The following is a 17,481-nucleotide window of genomic DNA, read 5'->3' on the forward strand; positions in this document are numbered from 1 at the left end:
ACTAATCTAATTTAGGAGTGAAGTAGAATGAATACAATACTAGAAGGACATTTAATTGGAACGGGAATGAAAGTAGCCGTTGTTGTATCACGGTTCAATGAGTTTATTACAAAAAAATTATTAGATGGTGCATTAGATAGCTTCAAGCGTCACGATGTGGCTGAAGAGGATATTACGGTAGCGTGGGTACCAGGTGCATTTGAAATTCCCTTAGCGGCGAAAAAACTTGCGGAAAGTGGCAAATACGATGCGGTTGTTGCCCTTGGAACAGTCATTAGAGGGGCAACACCACATTTTGATTATGTGAATGCAGAGGTAGCCAAAGGAGTGGCAGCGACTTCATTACAAACGGGCATTCCAGTAATTTTTGGTGTGTTAACAACTGATTCTATTGAACAAGCGGTTGAGAGAGCGGGTACAAAAGCAGGTAACAAAGGCTGGGATGCAGCTGTTAATGCGATTGAAATGAGTAATTTTAATAAACATTTTCGTTAAAAATTAATTTTCTTTGCTCCCTCTTTCTTTTTCTCGTTATAATAATATTACGTTTATATTCACATGAACAATGGTAAAAACATGTATAGAAGATAAATGAAGAGCCTAAAAGAGAAAGAGGGTTTATGATGAAATTAGAATTAATTAAATGTCACGGTTCGGGAAATGACTTTTTTATTATTGATGAAATGGAGCAGTCCTTTGGCTGGAGTGATGAAGAACGAGCGAATTTAACGATTAGTCTTTGTAATCGTGGCAGTGAGCTCGGTGCGGATGGGATTTTATTTATATTAGCCAGTGAAGTTGCTGATGCAAAAATGCGCGTATTTAATGCAGATGGTTCAGAAGCTTCCATGTGTGGTAACGGTCTTCGTTGTGTCGCGAGGTATGTTTGTGAGAAATTGAAAATCAATGAGGCGACAATTGATACGATGAAAGTAACCCTTCATGTTAGTAAAGAAAGCGATATTTATAAAGATATCCCTACTTACAAGGTAGAAATTTCACCAGTATCATTTGATGTTGCTACTTTACCACTTCACATCAATCAGCACCAATTAGTCAATGAAAAGATGGAAGACCTTTCAGAAGATATCGCTTTTACTGCTCTTTCTGTACCTAATCCCCATCTTGTTGCTATTGTCGAAAAAGAACAGATGCAATCAGATATTCAAGAAGAAATAAGTTTGTATGTCAACGGAGAAAATGATTACTTTCCTGATGGTGTAAATGTGAGTTTCGTCAAACCACTTCCAGAAGGTGGGGTTTTTGTTCGTACGTATGAAAGAGGTGTGGGCTTTACGAATGCATGTGGGACAGCGATGTCGGCTTCAAGTTTAGTCACATGTCTGCAAAGGATCAATACCTATGAGCAGCCGATTGAAGTTTATAACAACGGTGGTAAGGTCCGTTGCGTTGTTCATAAGCAAAATGATACCTTTACAATCGACCTTATTGGTAATGCCAGCTATGTCTATCAATGTACAATTGAAGTAGATATAAATCACCCAGGGACATTTACCGTCGATAATAGCGAAGAATATATTGAAGAAATGATGCAATATGCGAAGTTGCAACAAGAGGCTTCTGCCTTTTTAACTAAGCAATTAAATGCTTAAGAAAGAAAATGGGTTTTGGACCGAAACGACACTTATGAGTAAATAGTGTGAACAGCCCCCTGTCAAGTAGACAGTGGAAATAATAAAAAGTTACCTAAGCGGCTATAGCTCTATATTCCATAGGGCTATAGCCGTTTAGTCGTTTTTGGTATCGATTATGATTATAGAAGTGAATATACTCCGTTATGGCATTGGAAAGTTCCTCATAGGTCATAAATTTATGTAAATAATATTTCTCACATTTCAGTGTTCCCCAAAAGGATTCCATAGGTCCATTATCGATACATCGCCCAACGCGAGACATACTATGAGTCATTTTTAACTTTTTTATCCTACTTTTAAATCCATAGGAGGTGTATTGATAACCACGGTCGCTATGAATGAGAGGCTCCTTTCCCTTTAAATGCTTTGTCGCCAGGTCAAGTGTATCGAACACCAGTTCATTGTTATTAGAATGCCCGAGAACATAACTAATAATAGAACCATCATAGAGATCACGAATGGCACTTAAATAAGCTTTTTGGGAGGAACCATATTTAAATTCTGTGACATCCGTGACCCATTTTTCATTCGGCTTATTAGCTGTAAACTCACGATTTAATATATTTTCCGTGACATATTGGGGGATAGAACGTTTATATCGTTTTTTCTTCACTCGAATCACCGAGCGTAATTGAGCCACTTTCATTAATCGATAGATTCTCTTATGATTCAGTGGCTTATTAAATTTTCTATTCAAATGAAGAGTCATTTGGCGATAGCCGAAAATCCCCTTCATTTGTATATGGAGGATTTTCATCTCTTTCATAATAGCTTCATTCAGAATCTCTTGGGAAGTCGGTTGACGTCTTAGCCATTTATAATAAGCGCTCCGAGTGACGCCCGCGATATCACACAGAAGAACTATGCTTAGATTCTCTTTCTTATGTAGTTCCTGTATGGCGACATACTTATCTTTAAATCGAATCCTGCTTATTTCCGCCTCCTTTCGAGTTCCTCCAACTTTTTTAAGAATAAGTTCTCTGCACGTAATCGTTCATTTTCTTGTGCTAGCTTTTTCATTTCGAGTTTCATTTTTTCTTCTGGTGTTAACTCAATTTCTGTTTTATTCCTCCCTCGTTTGTCTTGAAGACCTTCCTCTCCACTTTCTTCATATTTTTTAACCCATGTATAGACTTGTTGGTAAGACACTTGAAAAGTGTCAGCTGTCTTCTGATAATCTTTTCCGTTCCCCAAGCAATCAAGTACAACTTGAATTCGTTCCTTCCAAGTTGTTTTTCTTCCTTTAGTCATAGAGCTCGTCCTTTCTTTTGACGTATCCTTTATTTCACTATGACTATTATACTTCTTCAACCATAACCTGAGGACAGACTCATCTGATATTTTATATCTTTTGGCAATTTCCTCTAAAGAATAGTGGCCGGATAGGTAGTCCTTCATGGCTAATATTTTTAAATTCTTCGGGTACGTTTTCCAGGATGTCGATTCTTTAAGACCTTCAAATCCATACATATCAAATTTATACTTCCAAATTCGAATGGCACTTCTACTAACCTTATACTTTTTTATTATCTCCGCTACAGATAAAATACCATCTTTTAATGTATTTATTACTTCTATCCTAACTTCGAGTGGATGAGCTCTTTTAGACATAAATATACTCCCCTTTTAGTAGCCAGATTTTATTTTTTTATCTGTCTACCTAGAGGGGAGCATATCAGTGTTGGTTCGGTTTTTTGTTTTTTTTATCTGAATAACGCGTAGAAATTGCATTAGCAGGTCGTTTCATAGTGTTTTCGCTCCTTGATGTCGTGCAAACTGAATGAGCAAAACGTTCAAATCAGTTTACTTTTTGAGTGATATGCAAACGGAGAAGACAGTCGTTTAAATGCGTTTTGGCTTTGTATAACGTGCATATCACATCTGCTTAGCCTTTCACTTCCTAAAACACAAAAAATCGCATATGCCTGTGTATAGTCTTATCCTTTTAATGAATCTATAATTTTTGCAATCGTGTCATTTTTTGTTTCGAAAAAGGTTGCCATTGGACAGCAATCAGTTAAACGATACTTGCGAATGTTGTCTAGTGAAAAATTCTCCCGCTGCAGTTGTTTATTTACTTCATCCCAATAGAGAGGGGCTGCTACTATCGCACCTTCTCTGCCTCTAGGAGAGTAAGGAGCAATCATCGTTTTTCCTTCTGCATGCTGTATATAATCGATATATAACTTTTTCCCGCGATTCTTTTTCATTCTTTCTGTCGTAAATAAATCTGGGTTTTTCTCAACTAAATAGGATGCTATGAACGAAGTAAACAGTCGGGTATCTTCATAAGAAAAATGATGATGCATAATTGGGATATGTACTTGTATACCCTTACCTCCAGTTAATTTTGGGAAGCCGATAATATTTAATTCTTCGAAAATCTTACTTAGTTTCTGTGCAGCATCAACAGCTAGTAGAAAGTGTGTTTCATCTGGTGGGTCAAGGTCGAACACAATATCTACCGGATGGTCGCTGCCAATTGTTTCAAAAGGGGTATGATACTCTAGTGCTAATTGATTACCTAGCCAAACAAGGGTAGATAAATCATTACAAAGGATATAGTCGATTTCGTCTTTTGTAAAAGAATTCACAAATGACGGTGCATAATCAGGTTTATTCTTCTGATAGAAAAATTCTTTCCCGATATAGCCATGTGGATAGCGAATGGTTGTTAACAATCTATTCTTCACAAACGGTAACAACCGTGGAGCGACGGAAACAAGATAAGCAATGAGCTGCTCTTTATTGATCTTTGGGTTGTCCCATAACGGTTTTTCTGGGTGGGTCACTTCTATAGAAGAATCGATATTTGCATTTTCTATCAATAATCTCTCCCAAGTACATGTTTCCCATTGCTCATTCGGTAAGAATTGCATAAATTGAGGGAGGATCAAGGTATCCTCAATTATGTCGCGAAAGCAAAGTTGAATACAAATGCTTGGGGAGATGCTGTATTTTACTTGATTTACTTTTTTTCCATTCTTTTGAATCAAGCTGACTAAAATAGCCAATTCTTGTTCATTTAGACCTTCGGAAAATTCGCCCATTGCCTTTACTTTATTTTGATATACGATACTATATTCAAACTGATTAGTTGTAATATTCCAGCCAGTAATAAAGAAACGACCTTTTTTCCTCATATGACCTTCAACCATCCTTTTTCTACATTTTGGTTTACATTCATAAAACCTATTACACATGGTCATAGTATGGTTAGATTAAAAAAAGACATACAAGTGAGGATCGATCCAATGAAGCCAATTATTCCTTTTGAACCAAAAATGACAAATGAAATTCCAAATGGCGATCAATGGATAGCGCAAGTAAAGTGGGATGGTACAAGGATATTGACTTATTATGAAAAAGAGAATTTAAGGATGTTTAATCGAAAAGGAAATGAGCGCACCATCCAATATCCGGAATTACATCAATTACCCTCATTAATTAAGGGGAATTCCTTCATTTTAGATGGAGAGGTAATCGCTTTTCAAGACGGTGTTCCCTCTTTTTATGATGTGATGAGAAGAGATCGGAGGAAGAATACGGTAACAATCAATCATTTACAGACAGAAATTCCTATTACTTATATGATATTTGACCTCTTATATTTTAACGGTAAATGGCTGATTGAAACCCCGTTATATAGACGCCAGGAGATGTTAATGGAAATCATCCAGCCAACAAATGAGATTCAAATCGTCCAAAGTTTTAGAGACTGTCAATCATTATATGATGCTGTCATAGAGCAAGGATTAGAAGGCATTGTTTGTAAGGATTTATATAGTGCTTATCTATTAGGAGGAAAAGATGAACGCTGGTTAAAAAAGAAAAAAGAACAGGACCTTATTGCTGTTGTTGGAGGGGTAACTTATAATGGAGCACTTATTCGTTCAATTGATTTAGGTATATATAATGAAAAGGGTGAGCTGGTTTATATCGGTAGTGCAGGCTCGAGCAAGCTTACTTTAAAGGATTGGCGTGAAGTGACTGAAGTGACTAACCAAATTCTTCAGGGAGAAAGTCCGTTTCATAATTATAGCGGATTATTGAAAAATCATGAGTGGCTATCTCCGATTTTAAAAGTGAAGGTTACATTCTTAGAATGGACAAAAGATCATACAATGAGGCAACCAGTTATTCAGTCTTTTGTTTTTTAAATCGTTTTCGGATAGGTTTTTGCCTACAGCAAATTTAGGTGTTTTACATAGTTTATAAGGAGTATATAAAGAGAACGACAGAGGAGGTTATAGGGTGAATCAACACTTTTACCCGGCATATACACAGACTCACTTATATAGAAGGCCTTATGGTGGTCGTCCTGGTTTTGGGGGAGGTCCCGGTTTTGGCGGTCCCGGCTTTGGGAGACCTGGTTTTGGTGGTCCATTTTTAGGTGGTGTAGCGGCAGGTTTATTAGGTGGCGCATTATTAGCACCTCTGGTGTACCCGCCTTATCCACCATATCCTGTATATCCACCATACCCACCTTATCCGGTTTATTAAAAAAATGGCTCAGATTTCACAAACACCACAGATTTAGCTGTGGTGTTTATTGTTTTTAATGCTTGTTTTTTTGTAAAGACAGTGTTAGATGAAGAGATATAAAAGAGATGTAGCTAATCTTACCAACATTGTACGTGTATATGAATAATCCTCAGAGAAAAAATACAATTAATAAGAATGGAGGAGGTTTTCTGATGCACACAATGTGGAAAGGAAGCATTAGTTTCGGTTTAGTCAATATCCCGATCAAATTGCATGCGGCAACTGAAGATAAAGATATTAAATTGCGTAATTTGCATAGTAAGTGTCATTCGCCTATTAAGTATGAGAAAGTTTGTCCTGTATGTGATGAACCTGTTGAACAAAGTGATATAGTGAAAGCATATGAGTACACGAAAGGGAAATTTATCGTACTTGATGAAGAGGAATTACAAGCGTTAAAAAAAGAAAATGAAGATAAAGCAGTGGAGATTTTAGATTTTGTCAAAATCAATGAAGTAGATCCGATATATTTTTCTCGATCTTATTATATATCTCCAGGAGATAGTGGATCGAAAGCTTATGCCTTGTTAAGGGAAGCTTTGAAGGAGTCTGAAAAAGTAGGGATAGCGAAAATCATCATTCGCGCAAAAGAACAGCTAGCCCTTCTAAGAGTTTTTCACAATACTTTAGTAATGGAAACCATCCATTTTCCTGATGAGGTGAGAAATTTTGCAGATGTGCCTAATATTCCTGCAGAAGAAAAAATAGCCAAAAAAGAATTAGACACCGCATTGTTATTGATAGACCAACTAACGACAACATTTGAACCTGAGAAATATACAGATGAATATCGCCAAGCACTTTTAGAACTGATTGAAACAAAGAAAAATGGGGAAGAGGTAGTAATAACAAATCAACAGCAACCAAAGACATCCAATGTTACTGATCTTATGGCTGCATTGCAAGCATCCATCGATCAAACAAAACCAACACAACCGAAAAAAGAAAAAACGACGACGAAGTCAAAAAAGAAAAAATCAACGAGTGCTACAAAGACAAAGAAGGAAGCATAGTTTTGTTTATTCAATTGGAGAAGTCTAGACTTCTCCAACTTCCTAAAAAATATAAAGGAATGGGCAATGAAAAAATCAACCTTATACATAACGACAAACATCATACTATTCATTCTATTTTTAGGTATGTTTTTGTTTATCGTTTTCGATTACACAAACAATGATCTTGCTTGGTTTGATATGGAGGTCATTCATATTGTCCAGCAAAATGTAACTCCTGCATTAACCACATTTATCGATCGTTTTACTTTCCTAGGTTCTGTGCTGTGGTTTGTCATAGCCACAGTTGTTGTAATAGTCCTTCTTGTCTTAAAAAAGAAGTATGCATTAGCTATTTATATTTGTTTGACATCGGGAGTAGGGGCTCTTTTAAATTGGACTCTTAAGCACTATTTTAAAAGGGAAAGGCCAGATATCCTTCCATTAATTGAAGAAACTGGCTATGCCTTTCCAAGTGGACATTCAATGGGCTCGTTTATATTCTACGGATCGCTTGCTTTTGTCATCATTCATGTAGCTAAAAAGACAAGTATGAAATGGGCTGTAGCAATCATCATGGGGTTACTGATTTTGTCGATTGGGTTAAGTAGGATATATTTAGGTGTCCATTACCCTAGTGACGTAGCGGCTGGTTTTTTGGTCGGAGCGATTTGGTTAATGCTTTCAATTATGGTTTTTCATATGTATGAGCATATATTTAATAAATAAAAGGAGAGGAAAAGGTTGGAAAAATATATTCTTTCATTAGATCAAGGAACAACGAGCTCTCGAGCAATTTTATTCAATCATGAAGGGGAACCAGTACATAGTGCGCAAAAAGAGATTAAACAGTATTTTCCGAAACCTGGATGGGTGGAACATAATGCGAATGAAATTTGGGGAAGTGTACTGTCAGTGATTGCTAGTGTTTTATCAGAGGCAAATGTTACTCCCATTCAAATTGCCGGTATAGGTATTACGAACCAACGAGAAACAACAGTTTTATGGGACAAAGAATCAGGAGACCCCATCTACCATGCCATTGTTTGGCAATCTAGACAAACGAACGACATCTGTAAAGAGCTTAAGAAAGACGGATTGGAAGATAAGGTGCGTCAAAAGACTGGTCTATTAATTGACCCTTACTTTTCTGGAACAAAGGTGAAGTGGATCCTAGATCATGTGGAAGGTGCACGTGAAAAGGTGAAAAAAGGGGAAGTATTATTTGGGACCATTGATACATGGCTTATATGGAAATTATCCGGTGGTAAAGCTCATGTCACGGACTATACAAATGCGGCAAGAACTCTAATGTTTAATATTTTTGACCTGAAATGGGATGAAGAACTGTTAGATTTATTTGGGGCAAACCATTCTATGATGCCTGAAGTGAAAAGTTCTTCAGAGATATATGCAGAAACGGCTCCTTATCATTTTTTCGGTCAGTCAGTTCCTATAGCCGGCGCAGCAGGTGATCAACAAGCTGCCTTATTTGGTCAAGCATGTTTTACTGAAGGTATGGCAAAAAATACGTACGGTACGGGCTGTTTTATGCTCATGAATACAGGTGAAAAAGCAGTACATTCAGATAATGGTCTCTTAACAACGATAGCATGGGGGATAGATGGTAAAATCACCTATGCGCTTGAGGGGAGTATTTTCGTAGCCGGTTCTGCTCTTGGATGGTTACGAGATGGTTTGAGGATGTTAAAGCATGCGGAGGATAGTGAAGATTACGCAACAAAAGTACAATCAACAGAAGGTGTGTATATGGTACCTGCATTTGTTGGTTTAGGTACACCTTACTGGGATAGTGAGGTAAGGGGAGCTATTTTTGGATTAACTCGTGGAACGGAAAAGGAACATTTTATAAGAGCCACTTTGGAGTCACTTGCCTATCAAACGAAGGATGTATTACAAGCGATGATTGAGGATTCGGGGATTGATATCACTTCTTTACGGACGGACGGCGGTGCAGCAAAAAATAACTTTCTCATGCAATTCCAAGCAGATTTACTGGATACAGTTGTTGAACGGGCAAAGATTAATGAAACGACAGCTTTAGGAGCAGCATATTTAGCAGGCTTGGCTGTTGGTTTTTGGGAAAACAAAAAGCAACTTACCAAGAAGTGGGATCTAGATAAAGAATTTCAACCAGGAATGGATGAAAAAGAAAGAGATAAACTGTATCAAGGCTGGCAAACAGCAATCAACGCAACAATGGCATTTAAGTAAGGTACTTCACCATTTGAAAAAACAGGAGGGTACGAAAATGAAATTTTCTGTGAAAAATCGTTCTACTACCATTCAGCATTTAACTAACAATGAGTATGATCTCGTTGTTATCGGTGGAGGTATTACAGGAGCTGGAATTGCCCTTGATGCTGTGACAAGAGGGATGAAAGTAGCTTTAATTGAAATGCAGGACTTTGCTGCAGGAACGTCAAGTCGCTCAACTAAACTTGTGCATGGTGGTCTACGTTATTTAAAACAATTAGAATTTCATGTCGTTTCTGAAGTAGGAAAAGAACGGGCGATTGTGTATGAAAACGGCCCTCATATTACAAAACCAGAATGGATGGTCTTACCTTTTTATCAAAAAGGAACTTTCGGGAAGTTCACAACATCAATTGGGTTGAAGGTCTATGATTTCCTTGCGGGAGTTAAAAGAGATGAAAGAAGAGAAATGTTAAATAAAGAAGAGGTGCTAATAAAAGAACCATTATTGAAAGAAGAAGGTTTACTTGGTGGTGGTCATTATGTGGAATACCGGACTGATGATGCACGGTTAACTATTGAAGTGATGAAAGAAGCCGCTCATCGAGGAGCTGATGTGATTAATTATGCTAAAGTAACTGATTTTGTTTATAGGGATGGAACGATTATTGGTGTTGAGGTGCAAGACCAACTAAGTAATGAGTCTTTTCAAGTTTTCGGAAAAAAATGCGTGAATGCAACAGGTCCTTGGGTGGAACAGCTTTTAGATAAAGATGGGCAAATGAAAAATAAATCTTTAAAACTAACAAAAGGTGTTCATATTGTCATCGATCATTCTATTTTCCCATTAGAGCAAGCTATTTACTTTGACAGTGAAGATGGTCGAATGATTTTTGCCATTCCACGGGAAGGGAAAACATATGTGGGAACGACCGATACCTTTTATAAAGGTGATCCTGTGCATCCTTCGATAACAGATGAAGATAGGCAATATTTGCTGAACGCAATTAAAGGGGTTTTTCCAAATGTGGAGGTGACAGAAGCAGATATCGAATCTAGTTGGTCAGGTGTGCGTCCACTTATTCATGAAGAAGGAAAGTCACCGTCAGAAATTTCGAGAAAAGATGAAATCTGGGTGTCAGAGCACGGTTTAATTACGATTGCTGGTGGTAAATTAACAGGTTACCGAAAAATGGCCGAGACAATTGTAGACAAAGTTTCGTTTATGTTAAAAGAAGAATATCAACTATTGTTTTCAAAAAGTATGACAAAACATCTACCGTTGTCAGGTGGAAGAGTAGGTGGAGCGAAATATTTCCCTACTTTTATCGAATCAAAGAAACAGGATGGGATAAAAGCTGGATTAAATGGAGAAGAGTCTCTTTATCTCTTAAGGCGTTATGGTTCAAATGCGCCGGTTTTATTCTCTTTGGTTAAGCAATATCATAAAGGAGAGCATCTAATCCCACGAGTCTTATGGTTGGAGCTAAAATATGCACTTGATTATGAAATGGCTGTTTCGCCTGTAGACTTTTTTTTCCGCCGGACAGGCGCATTGTTGTTTAACATTAAGTGTGTGTTCACATATAAAAAGGCTATCATTGAGATCATGGCAGATGAGATTGACTGGACAGTTGAACAAACACAATCATATACGAACGAACTAAATGAAGTGATTGACTGGGCGACAAACAACGGGTAAAAAAAATCGTGGGTGGCGACGGGATATAGTGAGTCTCTCTCGTATCCTGTCGTAAAAAACCAATGAATTTGACATGTATCTACCAAAGTACTATAATAGATTGTGGTATTTGAGATAGAAAGATAGTCGGTAGTCATACGGCTTTTCTTGATGTGAAAGTTACTCTTTAGAGTAAAGTTCGCTAAGCAAGGTTTATAATTAAGAACTATTTTGTGGACAACTTCATAAGTAAGTTGAAATTCTTCTTAAATCATCTTCTATTTACCCATAAATGAACTTTATATGGTTACTTCAATAATTAAACCCCAATATACAATTCAACAAAGAGTTACTTTTCTCAAGAACAAATGAAGATTTAACCTGATTCTCACTGGCGCAGCTTCGGGGTTGCAAGGATGGAAGAGAGGTAGGGCTTTCGTTGTTTTAGGTAAAGAACTTATTGAAATTTAATAATCTCAAATATAACCAGCGAACCGTCATTGAAGCGGTTCGCTTTTTGATTTATTCCTTATAATAGAGATAACGTCGTATAGCGTTGATTAAGATATATTCCCCATCCTTTATGTGGTTCTCAGCATTACCTTTGATTCTCAACAAAAATTATGCAATAATCAACCAATAATCAAATGTAGAGTAATAAAATAGCCTATGACGTAAATTCAAAAAGGCGAACAATAAGCGTATTTTTTATTGAAACATATGTGTTTTCTGTTATAATAAAAAGGAAGCTGAAGAAATCGCAGTAACTGACGACATTGCGGAAATAACCGCTGGGGAGCTGCGTCTATGTTTAGCCGGTCGTCTGGGCAGAGGTGAGTTTTCCTTATCTCTTTTTTATTTCGGAGGGAATGGACATGGAAGAAAAAACGATACTAGACGGACAAAAAGTTTCGAAAGATGTAAAAGAAAACTTAAAAGAAAGAGTATTAAAATTATCGGCACAAGGAGTAACGCCTTGTTTAGCTACTATTTTAGTGGGAGACGATCCATCTTCTGCTACGTATGTACGCATGAAAGGCAACGCCTGTGAAAAACTGGGTATTCTATCAAAGAGAATACATCTAGATGCAAGTATTTCTACTGAAACACTCATAGAAACGATTCAGGATTTGAATAATGATAAAAATGTACATGGTATCCTATTGCAACATCCAGTACCTGCACATATAGATGAAAGAAAAGCATTTGAAGCGATTGACATCGAAAAGGATGTGGATGGTGTCACCAGTCTGGGGTATGGTCAAACAGCACTTGGTTTTGGTGTTTACCCATCTTGTACACCTGCTGCTATTATGGAAATTATTGATTATTATGACATTCCTGTTGAAGGGAAAAATGCAGTTGTGGTTGGAAGAAGTCCTATTTTAGGGAAGCCTGTTTCTGCATTACTACTCAATCGTAATGCAACTGTAACGACTTGTCATTCTAAAACAAAGGATTTAAGTGAACATTTAAGCAAAGCTGATATTGTTGTTGCAGCTGTTGGGAAACCTAATTTTATTCAAGGAAGCTGGCTAAAAGAAGGGGCTGTAGTGTTAGACGCGGGATACAACCCAGGAAATATTGGCGATGCTCATTATGATAGCTGTTATGAAAAAGCATCTGCCATTACCCCTGTCCCTGGTGGAGTAGGCCCTGTAACGATATCTATGTTATTAAAACACACTGTAGCTTCAGCAGAGAAAACGGTTCAGTGAGAAATAACTATTGACATTTAGCGGCAAAACAATGTATTATAAAATATACGCTGTAAAGTTCGTTATATATTATTTGGATAAGTGGTCGTAACTGCAAGAAATGTAGGCGATTGTACTCTTCATTTCTTGTAGTTACGGCCTTTTTAACTTCATAAGAAAATTAAAGTACGAGGCATTCCACTTTTCTCTATAAGCTTATATAATTATGACTTTTTAGTGATTATTTTTTGGAGGTATTATCATGAATAACGGTAAAGTAAAATGGTTTAACGCAGAAAAAGGTTTTGGTTTCATCGAGTCTCAAGAAGGACAAGACGTATTCGTACATTTCAGTGCGATTCAATCTGAAGGTTTCAAAACTCTTGAAGAAGGTCAAGAAGTTACTTTTGAAATCGTTGATGGCGACCGTGGCCCTCAAGCTGCAAACGTTGTAAAAGCATAATAATGCGGTGATGCATGGCCTTTCATGCATCACCTTTTTATGTGAACTACTCCCCAACCGTTCTTATACCGTTACAATGATTTTACTTTTATTGCTTATAAATTGATAAAAATTAATGGAAACTGGATACACTCATACTATAGATTATTTTGAAGTATGTTTGAAATACAAGGAGGATTTATCTTGGTAAAATTTTCGGATTTTGGTTTAAGTACAGAGCTAGAAAAAGCTCTTTCTAATATGGGTTTTGAAGAGCCAACACCTATTCAAGCACAATCACTACCAATCGCATTAGCTGGTGCGGATATGATTGGTCAAGCTCAAACAGGTACTGGTAAAACAACGGCATTTGGTGTCCCAATGTTAGAGAAAGTAACGAAAGAAGATGGCATTCAAGGTTTGGTTCTTGCCCCAACAAGGGAACTAGCTGTGCAAGTGGCTGAAGAATTAAATCGTATTGGACAAGTGAAAGGAATCAGGACTTTACCGATATATGGTGGTCAAGATATTGGCAGACAAATTCGCGCACTTAAAAATCGCCCGCAAATTATCGCTGCCACACCAGGCCGTTTAATTGATCATATTGAAAGAAGAACCATTCGTCTAAACAATATTAAATCAGTTGTTCTAGATGAAGCGGATGAAATGCTAAATATGGGCTTCATTGAAGATATTGAAAGAATTCTTGGTGAAATTGAGCATGAACGCCAAACGCTTCTTTTCTCAGCAACAATGCCTAGACGTATTCAAACTCTAGCTGAGAAGTTTATGAATGATCCACAAATTGTTCGTGTAAAAGCAAAAGAGTTAACAGTAAAAAATATTGAACAATCTTATATCGAAGTGCATGAAAAACAAAAATTTGATGTGTTATGTAGCTTATTAGATATTCAATCTCCTGAACTTGCGATTGTATTTGGTAGAACGAAAAAACGCGTAGATGAAGTGGTAGAAGGATTAATTAAACGTGGATATTCTGCAGAAGGTATTCATGGTGATATTCCACAAGCAAAACGTGATCAAGTTATTCGTCGTTTCAAAGACCAAACAATCGATATTATGGTAGCAACAGATGTTGCCGCTCGTGGACTAGATATTTCAGGCGTTTCACATGTCTACAACTTTGATATTCCTCAAGATCCTGAAAGCTATGTGCACCGTATTGGACGTACTGGGAGAGCGGGGAATAAAGGTTTAGCTGTTACATTTGTTTCTCCACGAGAAATCGATCACTTGAAAATTATTGAAAATGTAACAAAGACAAAAATGAAGAAAGAACCAGTGCCAACGTTTAAAGATGTTGTTGCAGGTAACCAACGTGTGACGATTAATCGTTTAATGAATACGATTGATAAGAAAGACTACGATGAGTATAAACGTATTGCAGAATCGTTGTTAGAAGATACAGATTCAGTGACAGTATTGGCAGCAGCATTAAAATTATTAACAAAAGATCCAGATGTCACACCTGTAAAAATTACAGCGGTTGAGCCACTTCGTTCGAAAAAACCTAAAAATAGAGATGGGCGTAATCGTAGTCGCTTTGGTGATCGTCCGAGATCTGGTGGAAGAGATCGTAAAGGGGGCGGACGTGACTATAAAGGTCGCGAAAGACGTCGTGTAAAAAATAATAATAAAGGCCGCGATTGATTAAAATAAAGTAAATTGTGGTATATTAGGAAATACAGGAGACTATTCCTGTGAGTTTTCAAATGTTTAGGAGGAAAAGAAAAAATGGCAACAGGTAAAGTAAAATGGTTTAACGCAGAAAAAGGATTTGGCTTCATTGAACAAGAAAGTGGAGATGACGTATTCGTACATTTCTCTGCAATTCAAACTGAAGGCTTTAAAACATTAGATGAAGGACAAGAAGTGTCTTTTGATATAGAAGAGGGGCAACGTGGCCCTCAAGCTGTAAATGTGACAAAGCTATAATACAAATGTTCAATCAAACAAAAAAGATCATTCCATTGAGGAGTGATCTTTTTCTTTTATTCATGGTTAATAGTACTCCACCGCTGTATTTGATGAGGACTAAATAGAAATCCATTCGGATGACAACGAATGTGAGTACCTATCTATGGTTTTTATTGAAGTGATAATAATCCTGACTGCCACACTCTGTAAATCCGCACTTTTTATAAAGCATGAGTGCCCGATTATTCTTAACCTCAACCTCTAAGTGAATGGAATAACGAGCTTCGTATTGTTCAATGATTAGACGCAATACTTCATTTCCTAACCCTTTACCTTGTTCATTGGGATGAATCGCGAACCCGTATATCCATAAATGATGATCCTTTATTTGCAGACGTATCTTACCGACTCTCTGATTACCATCGCAAATGACTAGTAATTGATGATCTTGTCTATGTAAGTTGAAATCACCATTGATCGCTTTAGCATCTTTTTCTGAAAGGTTAAAACATAGTTGATCGAGTCGGTTGCAGAAAGTAGAATCTACTAATTCTGCGATTCTGAGATGAATATTTCGTTGCTCTTGTTTTGTCGGTTGACCCCCTTCATAGACCATTTGATATTCTGTGTAAGCATACGGTTGTTTCCATGCAGACATAACGGTCGTACCCGTATGTGATTGACCTGGTATATTAATTAGTACTTCTTGATAGTGGTCAATCATCGGCAAAGCTTCTGTAAATAATGAAGAGAATATTCCTTTTCTACGATAATTAGGATGGACCATACCACATATTTCAAGCTTGGACCCGAATGGATAAAGTGCAACAAAACCGATAAGTTGACCATCAATATAGTGCTTGTACAAAGGTGTTTCGGTTTGGATATTCTCTATCATATCAAAGTTTAATTTAAGTATGATCTCATCATGTTGTTCACAAATTTTTTGCAACTGATAGATCTCATGTTTATCCATTTTCTTCGCACTCCTTTAAGCTATTATATCTGTAAAAATTAAAATGAAGAAGTTTCTTTTTTATTACGAAGGTAATAATAGGATAATACAGGTGTTTATGCTATCATCATATAGAGAAAGTGAGGGAGATGTATGCAATCATTTAAAGTACAATTCCATAAAGAAGATCAAGTGGATGAAATGAATGTAAACAAACTATCAGAGGAAGATTTTAACCGAATGACAGAAGGTGGAACAAGACACCTGTTTGAATTAGATACGAATATTGGCTTTTTTGTTTACTTTGATGGTCTTAATAAGGATGGACAAGAGTCGTATATGGTTCTTCATTATGAAGGCGAAGAAGAAGAGCCAACCGCTTGTTACAGTTTTTCATTGCCGGATTTTTACCAGTTTGTTGCCTTGCATTTAAATGATTTAGAATTTAACGAAGAAGAGCAAGAGGATGAAGAAGTGTATGGTCCAATACATCACCTTGCCCATTTAATGTATCATATCATTGAAGAAGGTAAAGAAGTAGAGGAATAATCATAAAAAATGCCTAGGGGCTAACCCTAGGCATTTTATGATTTATTCTTCATTTGCATTGAGATGTTGACTACAGAATTTAGTCACTAATATTTCTTCTTCTTCTTCTAATCCAAATTCCAAAATCTCTTCATTATTATTCTCTTGGAAGTGATAATTAAGTATCTTCATTTCGTCTTCACCTTTATAAAATAACACGCGCAAGCGAATACCTTGTTCTAAATATAATTCATCATCTTCATCAACATCAATATCTAAAAAGAATTCGTACCTCTCTCCAGACAGTATACCAGTTGGATCATTGATTTCTTCCACCGTATAACTAGAAATATGCAAATGTCTTCATCCTTTCTTTAAAGCAATCAGCGTCTCTATTATACACTTTTTCCACTATAATTCATACATAAAGGTTGTTTTTTATAGGACAACATGTTAAAGTGGAAGTTTCCTTGTTTTGACAAGGATAAAAAAATGTGCTATACTAATATTTGTTAAGTAAAAAATATCACACACACTTGTTATAAAGGACCATACTGGTTTGGCATAGCGAGTGATTTTTATTTTTTTCGGATGATATGTTCTACCTTTAGGAGGTGCCTGATAATGGCAATGGGATTTGGAAGAAAGAACATGGAAGAAGTGAAGACTGAAGAGATTAAAATTTGGGAATGTTCCTCAGAAACATGTAATGCTTGGGTGAGAGACAACTTTAAAAGTACACCAAAATGCCCAATTTGTGAGAGTGAAATGGTAGCAACAACAAAAGAATTACAAGTAGTCAATAACAATAGTCTTTATAACAAATAATAT

General features: G+C 36.7%; 18 protein-coding genes and 1 riboswitch. Of the genes, 14 read left to right on the top strand and 4 right to left on the bottom strand.

Annotated elements, in window-relative coordinates; all coding sequences use genetic code 11:
• Positions 1-27: 27 nt before the first annotated feature.
• Both ribH and dapF read left to right on the top strand, forming a co-directional pair.
• Positions 28-495 (top strand): 6,7-dimethyl-8-ribityllumazine synthase, encoded by a 468-nt coding sequence (ribH, locus tag MKX29_RS18910; protein ID WP_224938495.1) that lies wholly within the window; start codon positions 28-30, stop codon positions 493-495.
• A gap of 128 nt (positions 496-623) precedes the next feature.
• A complete protein-coding gene (gene dapF, locus MKX29_RS18915) occupies positions 624-1,613 on the top strand; it encodes a diaminopimelate epimerase (RefSeq protein ID WP_341107067.1) in 990 nt (329 codons plus the stop codon).
• A 94-nt stretch (positions 1,614-1,707) separates the two neighbouring features.
• Here the strand turns inward: dapF and MKX29_RS18920 are convergent.
• Together MKX29_RS18920 and ligD are read right to left on the bottom strand one after the other, a co-directional pair.
• A protein-coding gene (locus MKX29_RS18920; protein WP_224939358.1) for an IS3 family transposase occupies positions 1,708-3,266 on the bottom strand; the annotation gives its coding sequence in 2 pieces (ribosomal slippage) (positions 1,708-2,612 and positions 2,612-3,266; 1,560 coding nt in all).
• 326 nt (positions 3,267-3,592) lie between these two features.
• Complete coding sequence (ligD, locus tag MKX29_RS18925) at positions 3,593-4,798, bottom strand: non-homologous end-joining DNA ligase (RefSeq protein WP_341107070.1); 1,206 nt, start codon at positions 4,796-4,798, stop codon at positions 3,593-3,595.
• A 111-nt stretch (positions 4,799-4,909) separates the two neighbouring features.
• Here ligD and MKX29_RS18930 point away from each other — a divergent pair, with 111 nt between their 5' ends.
• The 10 genes from MKX29_RS18930 to MKX29_RS18975 all read left to right on the top strand — a co-directional run bounded on the left by MKX29_RS18930 (position 4,910) and on the right by MKX29_RS18975 (position 15,185).
• A complete protein-coding gene (locus MKX29_RS18930) occupies positions 4,910-5,815 on the top strand; it encodes an ATP-dependent DNA ligase (RefSeq protein WP_341107072.1) in 906 nt (301 codons plus the stop codon).
• Positions 5,816-5,909: 94 nt separating this feature from the next.
• Positions 5,910-6,158, top strand: a complete 249-nt coding sequence (locus MKX29_RS18935) for a spore coat protein (RefSeq protein WP_341107074.1) — start codon at positions 5,910-5,912, stop codon at positions 6,156-6,158.
• A 194-nt stretch (positions 6,159-6,352) separates the two neighbouring features.
• On the top strand, positions 6,353-7,213 hold the full coding sequence (ku, locus tag MKX29_RS18940) for a non-homologous end joining protein Ku (protein WP_224938490.1): 861 nt from the start codon (positions 6,353-6,355) through the stop codon (positions 7,211-7,213).
• A gap of 66 nt (positions 7,214-7,279) precedes the next feature.
• Positions 7,280-7,921, top strand: coding sequence for a phosphatase PAP2 family protein (locus tag MKX29_RS18945; protein WP_095372947.1), 642 nt, complete (start codon positions 7,280-7,282; stop codon positions 7,919-7,921).
• Between the two features lie 15 nt (positions 7,922-7,936).
• Positions 7,937-9,427, top strand: coding sequence for a glycerol kinase GlpK (gene glpK, locus MKX29_RS18950; RefSeq protein WP_341107076.1), 1,491 nt, complete (start codon positions 7,937-7,939; stop codon positions 9,425-9,427).
• Between the two features lie 37 nt (positions 9,428-9,464).
• Positions 9,465-11,111, top strand: coding sequence for a glycerol-3-phosphate dehydrogenase/oxidase (locus MKX29_RS18955; protein ID WP_341107078.1), 1,647 nt, complete (start codon positions 9,465-9,467; stop codon positions 11,109-11,111).
• Between the two features lie 732 nt (positions 11,112-11,843).
• Positions 11,844-11,926: riboswitch (ZMP/ZTP riboswitch) on the top strand.
• A 39-nt stretch (positions 11,927-11,965) separates the two neighbouring features.
• Positions 11,966-12,808, top strand: a complete 843-nt coding sequence (locus tag MKX29_RS18960) for a bifunctional 5,10-methylenetetrahydrofolate dehydrogenase/5,10-methenyltetrahydrofolate cyclohydrolase (RefSeq protein WP_224938487.1) — start codon at positions 11,966-11,968, stop codon at positions 12,806-12,808.
• A gap of 241 nt (positions 12,809-13,049) precedes the next feature.
• Positions 13,050-13,250, top strand: coding sequence for a cold-shock protein (locus tag MKX29_RS18965; protein WP_095372951.1), 201 nt, complete (start codon positions 13,050-13,052; stop codon positions 13,248-13,250).
• 183 nt (positions 13,251-13,433) lie between these two features.
• Entirely contained in the window at positions 13,434-14,900 is a 1,467-nt protein-coding gene (locus MKX29_RS18970) for a DEAD/DEAH box helicase (RefSeq protein ID WP_281202505.1), read from the top strand.
• A gap of 84 nt (positions 14,901-14,984) precedes the next feature.
• Positions 14,985-15,185 carry a cold-shock protein gene (locus MKX29_RS18975; protein WP_095372953.1) on the top strand — a complete coding sequence of 67 codons (201 nt, stop codon included), beginning with the start codon at positions 14,985-14,987 and terminating at the stop codon, positions 15,183-15,185.
• Between the two features lie 139 nt (positions 15,186-15,324).
• On the opposite strand, the gene MKX29_RS18980 is transcribed toward MKX29_RS18975, so the two are convergent.
• Positions 15,325-16,143, bottom strand: coding sequence for a GNAT family N-acetyltransferase (locus tag MKX29_RS18980; RefSeq protein ID WP_341107080.1), 819 nt, complete (start codon positions 16,141-16,143; stop codon positions 15,325-15,327).
• Positions 16,144-16,275: 132 nt separating this feature from the next.
• On the opposite strand from MKX29_RS18980, the gene MKX29_RS18985 reads away from it, so the two are divergent.
• Positions 16,276-16,671, top strand: coding sequence for a cytosolic protein (locus MKX29_RS18985; RefSeq protein ID WP_224938484.1), 396 nt, complete (start codon positions 16,276-16,278; stop codon positions 16,669-16,671).
• A 42-nt stretch (positions 16,672-16,713) separates the two neighbouring features.
• On the opposite strand, the gene MKX29_RS18990 is transcribed toward MKX29_RS18985, so the two are convergent.
• On the bottom strand, positions 16,714-17,007 hold the full coding sequence (locus MKX29_RS18990; protein ID WP_224938483.1) for a DUF6509 family protein: 294 nt from the start codon (positions 17,005-17,007) through the stop codon (positions 16,714-16,716).
• Between the two features lie 267 nt (positions 17,008-17,274).
• Between MKX29_RS18990 and MKX29_RS18995 the strand changes: the two genes are divergently transcribed.
• A complete protein-coding gene (locus MKX29_RS18995) occupies positions 17,275-17,478 on the top strand; it encodes a cold-inducible protein YdjO-related protein (RefSeq protein ID WP_095372957.1) in 204 nt (67 codons plus the stop codon).
• Positions 17,479-17,481: the final 3 nt, after the last annotated feature.

It is taken from the genome of Cytobacillus sp. FSL R7-0696 (genome assembly GCF_038006865.1).
In the GTDB taxonomy this organism is placed as follows: domain Bacteria; phylum Bacillota; class Bacilli; order Bacillales; family Cytobacillaceae; genus Cytobacillus; species Cytobacillus kochii.

Coding starts and splice junctions, on each gene's coding strand:
- MKX29_RS18975 (WP_095372953.1), top strand. CDS start 14,985: ATGGCAACAGGTAAAGTAAAATGGTTTAACGCAGAAAAAGGATTTGGC.
- ku (WP_224938490.1), top strand. CDS start 6,353: ATGCACACAATGTGGAAAGGAAGCATTAGTTTCGGTTTAGTCAATATC.
- dapF (WP_341107067.1), top strand. CDS start 624: ATGAAATTAGAATTAATTAAATGTCACGGTTCGGGAAATGACTTTTTT.
- ribH (WP_224938495.1), top strand. CDS start 28: ATGAATACAATACTAGAAGGACATTTAATTGGAACGGGAATGAAAGTA.
- MKX29_RS18980 (WP_341107080.1), bottom strand. CDS start 16,143: ATGGATAAACATGAGATCTATCAGTTGCAAAAAATTTGTGAACAACAT.
- MKX29_RS18930 (WP_341107072.1), top strand. CDS start 4,910: ATGAAGCCAATTATTCCTTTTGAACCAAAAATGACAAATGAAATTCCA.
- ligD (WP_341107070.1), bottom strand. CDS start 4,798: ATGAGGAAAAAAGGTCGTTTCTTTATTACTGGCTGGAATATTACAACT.
- MKX29_RS18960 (WP_224938487.1), top strand. CDS start 11,966: ATGGAAGAAAAAACGATACTAGACGGACAAAAAGTTTCGAAAGATGTA.
- MKX29_RS18995 (WP_095372957.1), top strand. CDS start 17,275: ATGGCAATGGGATTTGGAAGAAAGAACATGGAAGAAGTGAAGACTGAA.
- MKX29_RS18945 (WP_095372947.1), top strand. CDS start 7,280: ATGAAAAAATCAACCTTATACATAACGACAAACATCATACTATTCATT.
- MKX29_RS18955 (WP_341107078.1), top strand. CDS start 9,465: ATGAAATTTTCTGTGAAAAATCGTTCTACTACCATTCAGCATTTAACT.
- MKX29_RS18965 (WP_095372951.1), top strand. CDS start 13,050: ATGAATAACGGTAAAGTAAAATGGTTTAACGCAGAAAAAGGTTTTGGT.
- MKX29_RS18985 (WP_224938484.1), top strand. CDS start 16,276: ATGCAATCATTTAAAGTACAATTCCATAAAGAAGATCAAGTGGATGAA.